General features: G+C 66.2%; 14 protein-coding genes. 1 reads left to right on the top strand and 13 read right to left on the bottom strand.

Going from position 1 to position 12,803, the window contains the following annotated elements; translation table 11 throughout:
- Nucleotides 1–73: 73 nt before the first annotated feature.
- From AC6H0N_RS10430 to AC6H0N_RS10410, 5 genes are all read right to left on the bottom strand, one after another.
- Nucleotides 74–430: a type II toxin-antitoxin system prevent-host-death family antitoxin gene (locus tag AC6H0N_RS10430; protein ID WP_497574050.1), complete on the bottom strand. Its 357-nt coding sequence runs from the start codon at nucleotides 428–430 to the stop codon at nucleotides 74–76.
- A 68-nt stretch (nucleotides 431–498) separates the two neighbouring features.
- Complete coding sequence (locus tag AC6H0N_RS10425; RefSeq protein ID WP_497574049.1) at nucleotides 499–2,235, bottom strand: SulP family inorganic anion transporter; 1,737 nt, start codon at nucleotides 2,233–2,235, stop codon at nucleotides 499–501.
- Nucleotide 2,236: 1 nt separating this feature from the next.
- Nucleotides 2,237–2,650, bottom strand: coding sequence for a DUF6691 family protein (locus tag AC6H0N_RS10420; RefSeq protein WP_497574048.1), 414 nt, complete (start codon nucleotides 2,648–2,650; stop codon nucleotides 2,237–2,239).
- Between the two features lie 10 nt (nucleotides 2,651–2,660).
- Nucleotides 2,661–3,101 (bottom strand): YeeE/YedE family protein, encoded by a 441-nt coding sequence (locus AC6H0N_RS10415; RefSeq protein WP_497574047.1) that lies wholly within the window; start codon nucleotides 3,099–3,101, stop codon nucleotides 2,661–2,663.
- A gap of 2 nt (nucleotides 3,102–3,103) precedes the next feature.
- Complete coding sequence (locus AC6H0N_RS10410) at nucleotides 3,104–3,418, bottom strand: ArsR/SmtB family transcription factor (RefSeq protein WP_497574046.1); 315 nt, start codon at nucleotides 3,416–3,418, stop codon at nucleotides 3,104–3,106.
- A 92-nt stretch (nucleotides 3,419–3,510) separates the two neighbouring features.
- Between AC6H0N_RS10410 and AC6H0N_RS10405 the strand changes: the two genes are divergently transcribed.
- Nucleotides 3,511–4,386, top strand: coding sequence for an MBL fold metallo-hydrolase (locus AC6H0N_RS10405; protein WP_497574045.1), 876 nt, complete (start codon nucleotides 3,511–3,513; stop codon nucleotides 4,384–4,386).
- Nucleotides 4,387–4,395: 9 nt separating this feature from the next.
- Here AC6H0N_RS10405 and ribD read toward each other — a convergent pair whose 3' ends face one another.
- The 8 genes from ribD to AC6H0N_RS10365 form a co-directional block, all read right to left on the bottom strand.
- Nucleotides 4,396–5,493 (bottom strand): bifunctional diaminohydroxyphosphoribosylaminopyrimidine deaminase/5-amino-6-(5-phosphoribosylamino)uracil reductase RibD, encoded by a 1,098-nt coding sequence (ribD, locus tag AC6H0N_RS10400; RefSeq protein WP_497574044.1) that lies wholly within the window; start codon nucleotides 5,491–5,493, stop codon nucleotides 4,396–4,398.
- Complete coding sequence (gene nrdR, locus AC6H0N_RS10395; protein ID WP_497574043.1) at nucleotides 5,474–5,995, bottom strand: transcriptional regulator NrdR; 522 nt, start codon at nucleotides 5,993–5,995, stop codon at nucleotides 5,474–5,476. The genes ribD and nrdR overlap by 20 nt, the downstream gene beginning before the upstream one ends.
- A 24-nt stretch (nucleotides 5,996–6,019) precedes the next feature.
- Nucleotides 6,020–7,267 carry a serine hydroxymethyltransferase gene (gene glyA, locus AC6H0N_RS10390; protein ID WP_497574042.1) on the bottom strand — a complete coding sequence of 416 codons (1,248 nt, stop codon included), beginning with the start codon at nucleotides 7,265–7,267 and terminating at the stop codon, nucleotides 6,020–6,022.
- 85 nt (nucleotides 7,268–7,352) lie between these two features.
- Nucleotides 7,353–8,438: a TRAP transporter substrate-binding protein gene (locus AC6H0N_RS10385; RefSeq protein WP_497574041.1), complete on the bottom strand. Its 1,086-nt coding sequence runs from the start codon at nucleotides 8,436–8,438 to the stop codon at nucleotides 7,353–7,355.
- A 7-nt stretch (nucleotides 8,439–8,445) separates the two neighbouring features.
- Nucleotides 8,446–9,531, bottom strand: a complete 1,086-nt coding sequence (locus AC6H0N_RS10380) for a TRAP transporter substrate-binding protein (protein WP_497574040.1) — start codon at nucleotides 9,529–9,531, stop codon at nucleotides 8,446–8,448.
- A gap of 91 nt (nucleotides 9,532–9,622) precedes the next feature.
- Nucleotides 9,623–10,270 carry a histidine phosphatase family protein gene (locus tag AC6H0N_RS10375; RefSeq protein ID WP_497574039.1) on the bottom strand — a complete coding sequence of 216 codons (648 nt, stop codon included), beginning with the start codon at nucleotides 10,268–10,270 and terminating at the stop codon, nucleotides 9,623–9,625.
- Between the two features lie 31 nt (nucleotides 10,271–10,301).
- Nucleotides 10,302–12,089, bottom strand: coding sequence for a TRAP transporter large permease (locus tag AC6H0N_RS10370; RefSeq protein ID WP_497574591.1), 1,788 nt, complete (start codon nucleotides 12,087–12,089; stop codon nucleotides 10,302–10,304).
- Nucleotides 12,086–12,676 (bottom strand): TRAP transporter small permease subunit, encoded by a 591-nt coding sequence (locus tag AC6H0N_RS10365; protein WP_497574038.1) that lies wholly within the window; start codon nucleotides 12,674–12,676, stop codon nucleotides 12,086–12,088. Before AC6H0N_RS10365 ends, AC6H0N_RS10370 begins: the two co-directional genes overlap by 4 nt.
- Nucleotides 12,677–12,803 lie beyond the last annotated feature (127 nt).

The following is a 12,803-nucleotide window of genomic DNA, read 5'->3' as shown; positions in this document are numbered from 1 at the left end:
CGAGGAGTGCAGCGACGCGGCAATCCAGCAGCGGGATTGATTCGCTGCGCTCGCAATGACAGGTGTACGCGCATCAGTGGCCGGTGCCGGCCTTGACCTTGCCTTCAAGCTTGGCGCCGCGGCGCATGACCTTGCGCAGGTGGTCGGCGGCGTCAGGGGCGTTGAGTGTGGCGAGGCGACGGTCGAAGTCGGCACGCAGGGCCGTCAGCGCGTCTTCGGCGCGCGGGGCGGCTTGCTCGGCGAGTTGCACGAGGCGGGTGTATTCCTCGGTCGAGAGGATGACGGCCTCGGGCTCGCTGTGGTTGGTGACGACCACGCTGCCGCTGCTGCGCACGGTTTTCATGACGCCGCGCCAGCCGAGCTTCTTGACGTCGGATGCGGCAGCGTGGGGCAGGGCGGTGAGCGGGTCGAGCAGAGCAGCGTTGGACATGCGGGTCTCCGGTCGTGGGGTGATAGAGCGGATTTTAGTCCTAAATGGGTAAAAAGGGAAAATTGGGCTTAATGGACCTCCGCTGGCGTAGCACTTAACTCCGGCGCCAGTTCCTGGATTGCCTGGTAGTGCGTGAGGAAGACCTTGCCCGAGAGCTGTTCGAGGAAGTCGCTGCGCTGCAGGTGGTCCATGACCGGGCCCTTGATCTCGGAGAGGTGCAGGCGGATGCCGGCGTCGCGCAGGCGGCGGTTGATGGCTTCGAGGCTTTCCAGGGCGCTGGCGTCGATGTCGTTGATGGCCGAGCACTGCAGCACGACATGGTGCAGCCTGGGGTTGGCGGCGACGGCGGCGTTGATGCGGTCTTCCAGGGCCCGGGCGTTGGCGAAGTAGAGGCTTTCATCCACGCGCAGGCTGAGCACTTCGGGCGTGGTTAGCACCTTGTGGCGGTGGATGTTGCGGAAGTGTTCGGTGCCGGGGACGAGGCCGACTTCGGCGATGTGCGGGCGGCTGGTGCGGAACAGGAACAGCGCGAGAGACACGGCCACGCCGACGATGAGGCCGGTCTCTACGCCCAGCGTCAGCGTGGTGAGCAAGGTGGCGAGCGCGGCGATGAAGTCTGGCTTGGAGTAGGCCCAGGTGCGTCGCAGCACTCCGAAATCCACCAGCGCCAGCACGGCAACGATGATGGTGGCGGCCAGCGTGGCCTGCGGCAGGTAGTACAGCGCGGGGGTGAGCAGCAGCGCGGCGAGCAGGATGCCGACAGCGGTGAACATGCCGGCGGCGGGCGTTTGCGCGCCGGCGTCGAAATTGACTACCGAGCGTGCGAAGCCACCGGTGACGGGATAGCCGCCGGTGAGCGCCGCCGACAGGTTGCCGGCGCCGAGCGCGACCAGTTCCTGATCGGGCTCGATGCGCTGGCGGCGTTTGGCGGCCAATGTTTGCCCGACCGATACGGACTCGACGAAGCCGACCACGCTGATCAACAGCGCCGGCACGGCAAGCTGCTGCCACAGCGCGAAGTCCCATAGCGGCAGCGTGAGCGGCGGCAGACCTTGCGGCACGTTGCCGACAATTCTCACGCCGGCTTCATTCCAGCCGAGTTGCCAGGTGAGCAGGGTGGTAGCGGCAATGGCGAACACGGGTGCGGCGCGGGCGACGAGGTCGGCCAGCCGCGGCGGCAGCTTGATGCGCAGTAAAAGCGGCTTGAGCCGGCTGCGCGCCCAGAACAGAAAGGCCAGCGTGGTGAGGCCGACTGCGGCGGTCAGCCAGTGGGTGTGGCCGAGCTGCACGAGCAGGGCGGGCACAAGCTCGATGAAGGTGTGGCCGTTTGCCGGGATGCCGAGCACGACCTTGAGCTGGCCGGCAGCGATCAGCAGGCCGGAGGCCGAAATGAAGCCGGCGATTACCGGATGGCTCAGAAAGCTGGCGAGAAAGCCCAGCCGCAGCAGGCCCATGGCGAGCAGCATCAGGCCGGAAAGAAAGGCCAGCGTGATGGCGGCCGCCCAGTAGGCTTCCGAGCCGGCGGCGGCGAAGCTGCCGATGGTGGTGGCCGTCATCAGCGACACCACGGCCACCGGGCCGACGGCCAGTACGCGGCTGGTGCCGAACAGCGCATAGGCCACCAGCGGTGCGACGCTGGCATACAGGCCGACTTCGGGCGGCAGGCCCGCGAGCATGGCGTAGGCCAGGCTCTGCGGGATCAGCATGATGGTGACGATGACGGCCGCCATGCCGTCGCCGAGTAGGGTCTGGCGGCTGTAGCCGCGCCCCCAGTCGAGTATGGTGAGGCGCGGCAGCCAGCGCATGTCAGGCGCGCTTTTCGAGCAGGGTGTAAATGCCCATGCCGGCGAGCATGGCGGCGACGAAGGCCAGCGCCTTCACTTCGCCTGAAGCCATGGTGACCAGCGCCGGGCCGGGGCAGAAGCCGGCCAGACCCCAGCCCGCCCCGAAGATCAGCGCGCCGACGACCAGACGCTTGTCGATCTGCGTGGCCTTGGGCAATTGCATGGCGTTGCCGAGGAAGCTCTTCGTGCGCTTCTTGGCGATCGCGAAGGCGAACAGCCCGACCGCAATGGCACCGCCCATGACCAGGGCCAGCGACGGGTCCCACGTGCCGAACAGGTCGAGGAAGCCCAGCACCTTGGCGGGGTCGGTCATGCCCGACAGGATCAGGCCGAGGCCGAAGATCAGGCCGACGAGGAATTCGGTGAATCTGTGCATGGTCGGCCCCTCAGGCGAAGATGTGGCGAACGACGAACACGACCGCGAAGCCCGCGCCCATGAAGCCCAGCGTGGCGACCACCGAGCGCGGCGACAGCCGCGACAGCCCGCACACACCGTGGCCGCTGGTGCAGCCCGAGCCGTAGCGCGTGCCGATGCCGACCAGCAAGCCGGCGAGCACGAGCAGGCCCCAGCCGGCGTCGATGGTGGGAGCATGGATAAAGTCGGCCGGCGCGAGCAGGGCGTAGGCGAAGGGCGCGGCAAACAGGCCGAGCAGGAAGGCGACGCGCCAGCTGGCGTCACCCGTTCGTGGCTGAAACAGCCCTCCGAGGATGCCGCTGATGCCCAGGATGCGGCCGTTGAGCAGTACGAACAGCGCCGCGGCCACGCCGATCAGCACACCGCCGGCAAGGGAAGACCACGGGGTGAAACTGGCCCAGTCGATAGTCATGATTACGCCTCCTTGCTGCAGAACTGTTCGTACAACACGCGGATGACGGCCATCGCCTCGTCGCTGGCGACGCTGTAATAGATGTTCTTGCCTTCGCGGCGGGTGGCAACCAGCCCCTGTTCGCGCAGCACGGTGAGCTGTTGCGACAGCGTGGGCTGGCGGATGCCGAGCACGGCTTCGATCTCGCCGACACTGAGTTCGCCCTGCGACAGCCGACACAACACCATCAGGCGGTCGGGGTTGGAGAGCGCCTTCATCAGCGCGCAGGCACGCTCGGCGGAGCTGTGCATGCTTTCGAGGGTCAGGGCTTCGTGCATGGCGGGTGCCTGTGGAACGGGTCGGGAACAATATATTGACTTGTAGATTGTGCGTCAATATATTCGCAAGTACTGATACAGAGGAGCCGCAGATGAACGCCGACAGCCCCCGCCCACAAGTCCATGGTCTGTTCGATCCGGGTACCTGGACCGTGACCTACGTCGTGCATGCTGGCCGCGGCAGCCAGTGCGCCATTATCGACTCGGTGCTCGACTACGACCCGAAATCCGGGCGCACCGGTTTCGGCTCGGCCGATAAGGTGATCGCCTACGTGCGCGAAAATGACTTGTGCGTGCAGTGGATTCTCGAAACCCACGCGCATGCTGACCACCTTTCCGCCGCACCCTATCTGCGCAAGCATCTCGGCGGTGAGATCGGCATCGGCAGCAACATCACGCGGGTGCAGCGGGTGTTCCGCGACGTCTTCAATCTCGAGCCCGGGTTTCGCATGGATGGTTCGCAGTTCGACCACCTGTTTGTCGAGGGAGAGCGCTTCCGTATCGGTGAGCTGGAGGCGGAGATCCTTTACGTGCCCGGCCACACGCCGGCCTGCGTGGCCTATCACGTGGGGGACGCGGTGTTTGTCGGCGACACGCTGTTCATGCCGGACGTAGGCACGGCACGTTGCGATTTCCCCGGCGGTGACGCCCGCGCGCTGTACGCCTCCACCCGCTGCATCCTGAGCCTGCCGCCGGAGACGCGGCTGTTCATGTGCCACGACTACCCGCCGGATGAGCGCGCGGTGAAGTGGGAGAGCACGGTGGCCGAGCAGCGCGCAGAGAACATCCATGTGCACGACGGCATCAGCGAAGACGAGTTCGTCGCCATGCGCACCAAGCGCGACGCCACGCTGGATATGCCGGTGCTGATCCTGCCCTCGGTGCAGGTGAACATTCGTGCCGGCGAACTGCCGCCGGCGGAAGGGAACGGCGTGTCTTACCTGAAGATTCCGCTCAACGCGCTTTGAGGCGTAGGGTCACGGCAGCGGCGAAAGCCGCCCGATGATGCGGATGTCGTCGCCGATGCGGCGCACGTCGTGCAGGCGGGGGCGCAGGGCCTGATCAAGGCTGGTGAAGGGGGCGAGATTGAACAGCCCCATGGCGGCGTCGCCGACCAGCATCGGGGCCATGTAGAGCAGCAGTTCGTCCACGCAACCTTCACGCAGCAGCGAGCCGTTGAGCTTGAAGCCGGCTTCGGCGTGGACTTCGTTGATGCCGCGCGCGGCCAGCTCCACCAGCAAGCCGGGCAAATCGACCTTGCCGGCCTCGTTGGGCAACACCACGATCTCGACGCCGAGTTGTTCGAGCACGGCGGCGCGCGCTTCGTCGCGGGCGGCGCAGGCGATGAGCACGTTGCCGCCCTGCAGCACGCGCGCGGTCGGTGGGGTTTCGAGGCGGGCGTCGACGACCACGCGCAGCGGCTGGCGGCTGCAGGGTACGTCGCGCACGGTGAGCTGTGGGTCGTCGGCCTTGACGGTGCCGAAGCCGGTCAGCACGGCGCAGGCGCGGGCGCGCCATTGGTGGCCATCGCGCCGGGCTGCGGGGCCGGTGATCCACTGGCTTACGCCGTTTTCCAGCGCGGTCTTGCCGTCAAGTGTGCTGGCGGCTTTCAGGCGTAGCCAGGGACGGCCGCGCGTCATGCGTGAGATGAAGCCGATGTTGAGTTCGCGCGCTTCGGCCTCCAGCAGGCCCACCTGCCACGGGATGCCGGCATCTTCGAGCAGCGCGAAGCCGCGGCCGGAAACCTTGGGGTTGGGGTCGGACATGGCGGCCACGACGCGGCCGACACCGGCGCGCACCAGCGCTTCGGCGCAGGGCGGGGTGCGGCCGTGGTGGGCGCAGGGTTCGAGCGTGATGTAGATGGTGGCGCCGCGTGCGGCCTCACCGGCGATGGCGAGCGCAGCGGCTTCGGCGTGAGGCTGGCCGGCGCGTTCGTGCCAGCCTTCGGCGATGAGCTGGCCGTCGCGCACGATGACGCAGCCCACGCGCGGATTGGGCGTGGTGGTCTCCAGGCCGCGCGCCGCGAGCTGCAGCGCACGCGCCATCATGGCGTGATCAGTCGCGGAAAAGGTCATCTTCGGCCGGAGTCTCGGCGCCGGCCTTGCCGGGCGGACGGCCGCGGCGCGGACGCGTCTTGACCTCGCGGATGAGGTCGGCGAAGGCGTCGACGTCGGTGAAGTTGCGATACACCGAGGCGAAGCGCACGTAGGCCACCTGGTCGAGCGTGCGCAGTTCGTCCATGACCAGTTCGCCGAGCTTGGCGCTGGCGATTTCGCGTTCGCCCATCGACAGCAGACGGCTCTCGATGCGGTCGATGGAAGCCTCGATGGCCTCCAGCGCGACCGGGCGCTTGCGCAGTGCGAGCTTGAGGCTGGCGGCGAGCTTGTCGTGGTCGAATTCGGTGCGCACGCCGTTGCGTTTGACGATCTGCGGCATCTTCAGGTCGATGCGTTCGTAGGTCGTGAAGCGCTTGTCGCAGGCCACGCAACGACGACGGCGACGTACAACGTCGCCCTCGTCATTTTCGCGAGTGTCGGTGACCTGCGTGTTCGGGTCGTCGCAGAACGGGCACTTCATGCGCGCAGTTCCGGGAGGTTGAGCTTACGCACCATACACCGGGAAGCGCTTGCACAGCACCGCCGCTGCCGCACGCACGCGGGCCAGCACGGCCTCGTCGGCGGGGGCTTCGAGCACGTCGGCGATGAGATTGGCCACCTCGACCGATTCGGCCTCACCGAAACCGCGCGTGGTCATGGCCGGCGAGCCGATACGCACGCCTGAGGTGACCATCGGGCGTTCCGGATCGTTCGGGATGGCGTTCTTGTTCACCGTGATGTGGGCCAGGCCCAGCGCAGCTTCAGCGTCCTTCCCGGTGATCTTCTTGGCGCGCAGATCGAGCAGGAAGACGTGGCTCTCGGTGCGGTTCGAGACGATGCGCAGACCGCGCTCGGTGAGCGTGCGCGCCATGGCCTGGGCGTTGGTGATGACCTGCTGCTGGTAAGCCTTGAAGCCCGGCTCCAGCGCTTCCTTGAAGGCAACAGCCTTGGCAGCGATGACGTGCATCAGCGGGCCACCTTGCAGGCCGGGGAAGATCGCGGAGTTCAGCGCCTTCTCGTGTTCGGCCTTCATCAGGATGATGCCGCCGCGCGGGCCGCGCAGCGTCTTGTGGGTGGTCGAGGTGACGACGTCGGCGTGCGGTACCGGATTGGGGTACACCCCGGCGGCGATCAGGCCGGCGTAGTGCGCCATGTCGACCCAGAAGATCGCGCCGACGTCTTTGGCGACCTTGGCGAAACGCTCGAAATCGATGCGCAGCGAATAGGCCGAGGCGCCGGCGACGATGATGCGCGGCTTGTGCTCGTGGGCCAGGCGCTCCATCGCGTCGTAGTCGATCTCTTCCTTGTCGTTCAGGCCGTAGGAAATGGCGTTGAACCACTTGCCCGACATGTTGAGTTTCATGCCGTGGGTGAGGTGGCCGCCTTCAGCCAGGCTCATGCCGAGGATGGTGTCGCCTGGTTTGGCGAAGGCCATCAGCACGGCCTGGTTGGCCTGCGAGCCGGAGTTGGGCTGCACGTTGGCGGCTTCGGCGCCGAAGACCTGCTTGATGCGATCGATGGCGAGCTGCTCGGCCACGTCGACGAATTCGCAACCGCCGTAGTAGCGCTTGCCGGGGTAGCCCTCGGCGTACTTGTTGGTGAGCTGCGAACCCTGTGCCTCCATCACAGCGTGGGAGACGTAGTTCTCCGACGCGATGAGTTCGATGTGTTCTTCCTGACGGTGGTTTTCGGCGGCAACGGCCTTCCACAGTTCGGGGTCGGTCAGGGCCAGGGTGTCTTTCGCAGAGAACATTCGGGGGCGCTCGCTTGCGTGATGAAAACAGGCCGCAAGTTTAGCATGCGCACTCTGTACGGGCCCTTACGGGCCGGGCGCCGGACTACAGCACGCGGCCGGCCATGTACTGGTTGTAGCTGTCTTCGGCGACGCCGTGCCACTGCACCTGATCGCGGTGAAAGCGGCGGTAGTCGCTGAAGATGCGGCGCCAGTTCGGATTGCGCTGATCGAGTTCGGCGTACAGCGCCTCGGTCTCGCGCCAGGCGGCGTCGATGATGTCGCGCGGCGTGCGCACGAGTTTCGCGCCTTCGGCGATGAGCTGCTTCATGGCTGGCGGATTACGTGCGTCGTAGGCGGCCTGCACCCACACATGGGCATCGGACGCGGCGAGCTGCACAAGGTGCTTGTAGTCGTCCGGCAGGGCGGCCCAGGCGCGGGCGTTGATGTAGAGCGCGAGCTGTCCGCCGCCTTCCCACCAGGCCGGGTAGTAGTAATAAGGCGCGACTTTGTGCAGGCCCAGACGCAGGTCGTCGTAGGGCGAGACGAATTCCACTGCGTCGAGCGCGCCGCGCTCCATCGCCGAATGCACGTCGGCCAGCGGAATGGTCTGCGGTACGGCGCCGAGCCGCGCAAAAATCTGGCTGCCGAAACCGCCGATGCGAAAACGCATGCCGCGCAGGTCGGCGACCGACTGGATCTCCTTGCGGTACCAGCCGCCCATTTGTGCGCCCGAGTTGCCCATCACGAAATTGACGATGTCGTACTGCGCGTAGAACTCGCGCATCAGCTTCATGCCGTTGCCTTCGAACATCCAGGCCGTGATCTGGCGCGAGTTCATGCCGAAGGGAATGGCGCAGTCGAAGGCAAAGGCTTCGTCCTTGCCGGTGAAGTAGTACGGCGCGGTGTGCGCGCAATCGACAGTGTGGTCGTGCACCGCGTCGACCACGCTGAAGGCCGGCACCAATTCGCCGGCGGCGTAGGTGGTGACGGTGAAGCGGCCGTCGGTGGCATCAAAGAGATTGCGCGCGAAACGCTCACCGGCGCCGAACAGCGCGTCCATCGAGCGCGGAAAACTCGAGGCCAGTCGCCAGCGGATGTTGCGCCGGGCCATGGCAATGGCCGGTGCCGTGCCGCTGGCGAGAATGCCGGCCAGGCCGGTGCTCTTGAGCAGTGTGCGACGCGTGTTCATGCCGGCCTCAGAGCTTGAGCGAGCCCATGTACTGGTTGTAGCTGCCTTCGGCGACGGGCTCCCACTGGATCTGGGTGGAGTGGAAACGCGCGTAGTCGCCGTAGATCTTGCGCCAGTTGGGGTTGGTGTCGTTGAGCTCGGCATACACCTCGCGCGAGGCCTTGAAGGCTGCGTCCATGACGTCGCGCGGCATGCGCGAGAGCTTGGCGCCTTCGGCGATGAGCTGCTTGAGTGCGGCCGGGTTGCGCGCGTCGTAGCGCGCCTGCATCGAGATGTGGGATTCACTCGCGGCCAGTCGCACGATGGCTTTGTACTCGGGCGATAGCGCGGCCCAGGCCTTGTCGTTGATGTACAGGCAGACTTGCGCGCCGCCTTCCCACCAGGCCGGGAAGTAGTAGTAGGGCGCGACGCGGAACAGGCCCAGGCGAAGATCGTCGTAGGGGCCGACGAATTCGGTGGCGTCGATGGTGCCTTTCTCCAGCGCGGCATAGACCTCGCCGGCCGGGATGTTTTGCGGCAGCAGTCCGAGCTTGGACAGCACGCGCCCGCCGAAGCCGCCGATGCGCATGCGCAGGCCGTTCAGGTCGGCGGCCGATTTGATCTCCTTGCGGTACCAGCCGCCCATCTGCGCGCCGGTGTTGCCCATCGGGAAGTTCACGATGTTGTACTGCGCGTAGAACTCGCGCATCAGCTTCATGCCGTTGCCGTCGTACATCCACGACGTCATCTGGCGCGAGTTCATGCCGAAGGGGATGGCCGTGTCGAAGGCGAAGGTCTCGTCCTTGCCGAAGAAGTAGTAGGGCGCGGTGTGGGCGCAATCGACGGTGTGGTTCTGCACCGCGTCGACCACGCTGAAGGCCGGCACCAGCTCACCAGCGGCATACAGCGACACCTGGAAACGCCCGCCGGTGGCTGCGGCCACATTGCGCGCGAACAGCTCGGACGGCCCGAACAGGTTGTCGAGCGACTTCGGAAAACTCGAGGCCAGCCGCCAGCGGATGTTCTGTTGTGCCATGACGATGGCGGGCGCGGCGCCGGCGGCAAGGATGCCGGCGAGGCCGGAGCCTTTCAGGAACTGGCGGCGGTGGGTCATACGAGGTTTCCTCCAATGCATTCCGGGTGCGCGGCGTGCGCGATGGGCCGCAAGCCTACCGGAAACGCGGAAGGGCGCGAAGCGCGACGCCCTAGCTGCGCGGTAATTCGTCGCGAGTGTGGGTGAGGTGGTCCCGGTCGCCCCACACCAGCAGCCGCCAGCCGTTCGGCTCATGCTCGATCCAGTTCAGCGCGGCATTCGGGATGGTGAAGTCGCGCGGCTGCGACAGCGCTTTGCCGGTGGCCAGGCGATGGAGGATGTCGAGCACGCCGCCGTGCGTGACGATCAGCACGCGGCCGCCGGCGTGGGCGGCGGCAATGCGCCCTATGACGGCATGAATGCGCGCCGAGAACAGCGCAAGGCTCTCGCCGCCGGCGGGGAAGGCGTAATCGGGATCGCGCGCCCGATGGCGGGCAAAGTCCTGCGGGTGCTGCTGCTCGGCCTCGGCGTAGGTCAGCCCCTGGAAGATGCCGTAGTGGCGCTCGCGCAACTCCGGCTCGGCATTCAACGTAATGCCGAGCTGGCTGGCGGTGGCTTGAGCAGTGGCGTGGGCGCGGCTGAGGTCGCTGCTGAAGGCGGCATCAAAGTGCTGTGTCTGCAGCGCTGCCGCCGTGGCCAGCGCCTGGGCTTCGCCAATGGCGTTGAGTGGAATGTCGATCTGGCCCTGGATGCGGCGCTCGGCGTTCCAGGCGGTTTCACCGTGACGAATCAGGCAGAAGGTGGTCGGTAGTGTGCTCATCTACGCAATGGTAAATGAGCACACGTAAAGATCACCAGGCGCTGCGACCCCAGTTGTCGTCGGCCGGTGCAGCCGGAGCTTCCTCGCCCGGTGTGGCAGGAGCCTCGGGGGAGGCGCCCCAGCCGCTGCCGCTATCGCCCCATCCGCCTGAACCGCCGCCGCTGTCGCCCCAGCCGCCACCGCCCTCGGGGGCGATCTGGATGGTGTCGAGATCGACCTCGACCTTGGCGTCGAGGTTGCCGGTGACCAGTTGCGGGAAGGCCATCAGCAGGCCCAGCAAGGTGAGCTGGATGACCACGAAGGCGATCGAGCCGCGGTAGATGTCGGAGGTACGCATGCCTTCGATGCGCTTCTTGGTGATGCGGTCGAGGTAGGACGTGACCGGCGACACGCTGCGCAGATAGAACAGCGCGAAGCCGAAGGGCGGCGTCAGGAACGAAGTCTGCAGGTTGATCGCGATCATGATGCCGAACCAGATCAGGTCGATGCCGAGCTTGTCGGCAATCGGCGCGAGCAGCGGGATCAGGATGAAGGCGATCTCGAAGAAGTCGAGGAAGAAGCCGAGGAAGAAGATCACCACGTTCACGAAGATCAGGAAGCCGAGCTGCCCCCCCGGCAACTGATCGAACAGGTGCTCGACCCACTCCTTGCCGTCGGCCGCGGTGAAGGTGAAGCTGAACACCGTCGCGCCGATCAGGATGAACATCACGAACACCGACAGCCGGGTGGTCGATTCGAGTGCGTCGCGCAGGCGCTGCCAGCTCATGCGGCGGCGGGCCCAGGCCATCAGCAGGGCGCCAACCGCGCCCATGGCGCCGCCTTCGGTCGGCGTGGCAACGCCGATGAAGATGGTGCCGAGCACCAGGAAGATCAGCGCCAGCGGCGGGATCAGCACGAACACCACGCGTTCGGCGATGAGCGACAGCAGGCCGAGCTTGAGCGCCTTGTTGAGCAGCGCCAACACCAGGCCCAGCGCGGTGGATACCGTCAGCGCGACCACCACGGTTTCGTCGGTTGCCGGGGTGACTGCCGTGCCCTGCATCCAGCTGGCGATGTCGGCGTAGAAGTGACCGAAGCCGACACCGGTGACGGCCAGCAAAGCCATCAGAATGCCGAGCGAACGCATGCCGGCGCTGCCGTCGGGCTCCTTGTACTTGAGCGCTTCGGGCGGCAGTGCAGGTGCCGACTTGGGCGAGAAGATCGACAGCGCAACGACGTACAGCACATACATGCCGACCAGGATGAAGGCCGGCAGGAAGGCGCCCTTGTACATGTCGCCGACGCTGCGGCCGAGCTGGTCGGCCAGCACGATCAACACGATGGACGGCGGCAAGGCCTGCGCCAGCGTGCCGGAAGCCGTGATGACGCCTGCCGCGAGCGAACGCGAATAGCCGTAGCGCAGCATGATCGGCAGCGAGATGAGGCCCATCGAGATCACCGAGGCGGCAACCACGCCGGTGGTGGCTGCGAGCAGGGCACCGACGAAGATCACGGCCAGCGCCAGACCACCGCGCACCGGGCCGAACACCTGGCCGATGGTGTCGAGCAGGTCTTCGGCCATGCCGGAGCGTTCGAGAATCAAGCCCATCAGCGTGAAGAACGGAATCGCCAGCAGCGTCTCGTTCTGCATGATGCCGAACACGCGCAGCGGCAGGGCCTGGAACATGGAGCCGGGCAGCAGGCCGAGTTCCATGCCGATGAAACCGAAGAACAGGCCGCAAGCGGCCAGCGCGAAGGCCACCGGGAAGCCCGACAGCAGGAACAGCACGACGGCGCCGAACATGATCGGCGCGAGGTTGGCGGCGAGGAATTCCATCAGCGGCTCCCCCCGTCAGTGTCGTCTGCGGCGACGTCGGGAACAGCGGGTGCGCCGTGGGCTTCATCCAGCGCAAGCGGGTCAGGCGACTGCCCGGTCAGAAAGCCGAGGCGCTTGATCAGTTCGGAGATGGCCTGCAGCCCGAGCAGCGCGAAGCCGGCCGGCAGCATGGCGTACACCGGCCAGCGGATGAGGCCGCCAGCGTTGGAGGACATTTCCCCCGTTTCATAGGCGCGCATCACGAGCGGCATCGAGAAATCGACCATGAACCAGCACAGTGGCAGTAGGAAGATCAGGATGCCGCCGATGTCGATGAGGGCACGCTTGCGGCCCGAGAGCTTGCCGGCCAGCACGTCGATGCGTACGTGGCCATTGTTCAGAAAGGTGGCTGCCGCGCCGAGCATGAAGGCGGCTGCGAACAGATACCACTGGATCTCCAGCCAGGCGTTGGAGCCCAGGCTGAAGGCCTTGCGCGCGATGGCGTTGCCGGCACTGATCACGGCAGCAGCAAGGATCAACCAGATCATGGTCTTGCCGACCAGACGGTTGAGCGAATCAATCAGCGCGGAAATCTTGAGCAGAAATCCCATCGGGACTCCCTGATGAGGGCTGGATGGCCCGGCGGCAAAAAAAAGCCGCCCGCGCTGGTGAGCGCGGGCGGCCGGGTGACGCTTACAGCTTCTGGGCGGCCATGTACTGGTTGTAGCTGCCTTCAGC

Source organism: Pseudazoarcus sp. NS34, from assembly GCF_059703725.1.
This window is presented reverse-complemented; position numbering and strand designations above follow the sequence as displayed.

Excerpts from the sequence above, each read along its gene's own strand:
- glyA (WP_497574042.1), bottom strand. The coding sequence starts at position 7,267 with ATGTTCTCTGCGAAAGACACCCTGGCCCTGACCGACCCCGAACTGTGG.
- AC6H0N_RS10415 (WP_497574047.1), bottom strand. The coding sequence starts at position 3,101 with ATGACTATCGACTGGGCCAGTTTCACCCCGTGGTCTTCCCTTGCCGGC.
- nrdR (WP_497574043.1), bottom strand. The coding sequence starts at position 5,995 with ATGAAGTGCCCGTTCTGCGACGACCCGAACACGCAGGTCACCGACACT.
- AC6H0N_RS10380 (WP_497574040.1), bottom strand. The coding sequence starts at position 9,531 with ATGACCCACCGCCGCCAGTTCCTGAAAGGCTCCGGCCTCGCCGGCATC.
- AC6H0N_RS10425 (WP_497574049.1), bottom strand. The coding sequence starts at position 2,235 with ATGCGCTGGCTGCCGCGCCTCACCATACTCGACTGGGGGCGCGGCTAC.
- AC6H0N_RS10420 (WP_497574048.1), bottom strand. The coding sequence starts at position 2,650 with ATGCACAGATTCACCGAATTCCTCGTCGGCCTGATCTTCGGCCTCGGC.
- ribD (WP_497574044.1), bottom strand. The coding sequence starts at position 5,493 with ATGACCTTTTCCGCGACTGATCACGCCATGATGGCGCGTGCGCTGCAG.
- AC6H0N_RS10385 (WP_497574041.1), bottom strand. The coding sequence starts at position 8,438 with ATGAACACGCGTCGCACACTGCTCAAGAGCACCGGCCTGGCCGGCATT.
- AC6H0N_RS10375 (WP_497574039.1), bottom strand. The coding sequence starts at position 10,270 with ATGAGCACACTACCGACCACCTTCTGCCTGATTCGTCACGGTGAAACC.
- AC6H0N_RS10405 (WP_497574045.1), top strand. The coding sequence starts at position 3,511 with ATGAACGCCGACAGCCCCCGCCCACAAGTCCATGGTCTGTTCGATCCG.
- AC6H0N_RS10430 (WP_497574050.1), bottom strand. The coding sequence starts at position 430 with ATGTCCAACGCTGCTCTGCTCGACCCGCTCACCGCCCTGCCCCACGCT.
- AC6H0N_RS10365 (WP_497574038.1), bottom strand. The coding sequence starts at position 12,676 with ATGGGATTTCTGCTCAAGATTTCCGCGCTGATTGATTCGCTCAACCGT.
- AC6H0N_RS10410 (WP_497574046.1), bottom strand. The coding sequence starts at position 3,418 with ATGCACGAAGCCCTGACCCTCGAAAGCATGCACAGCTCCGCCGAGCGT.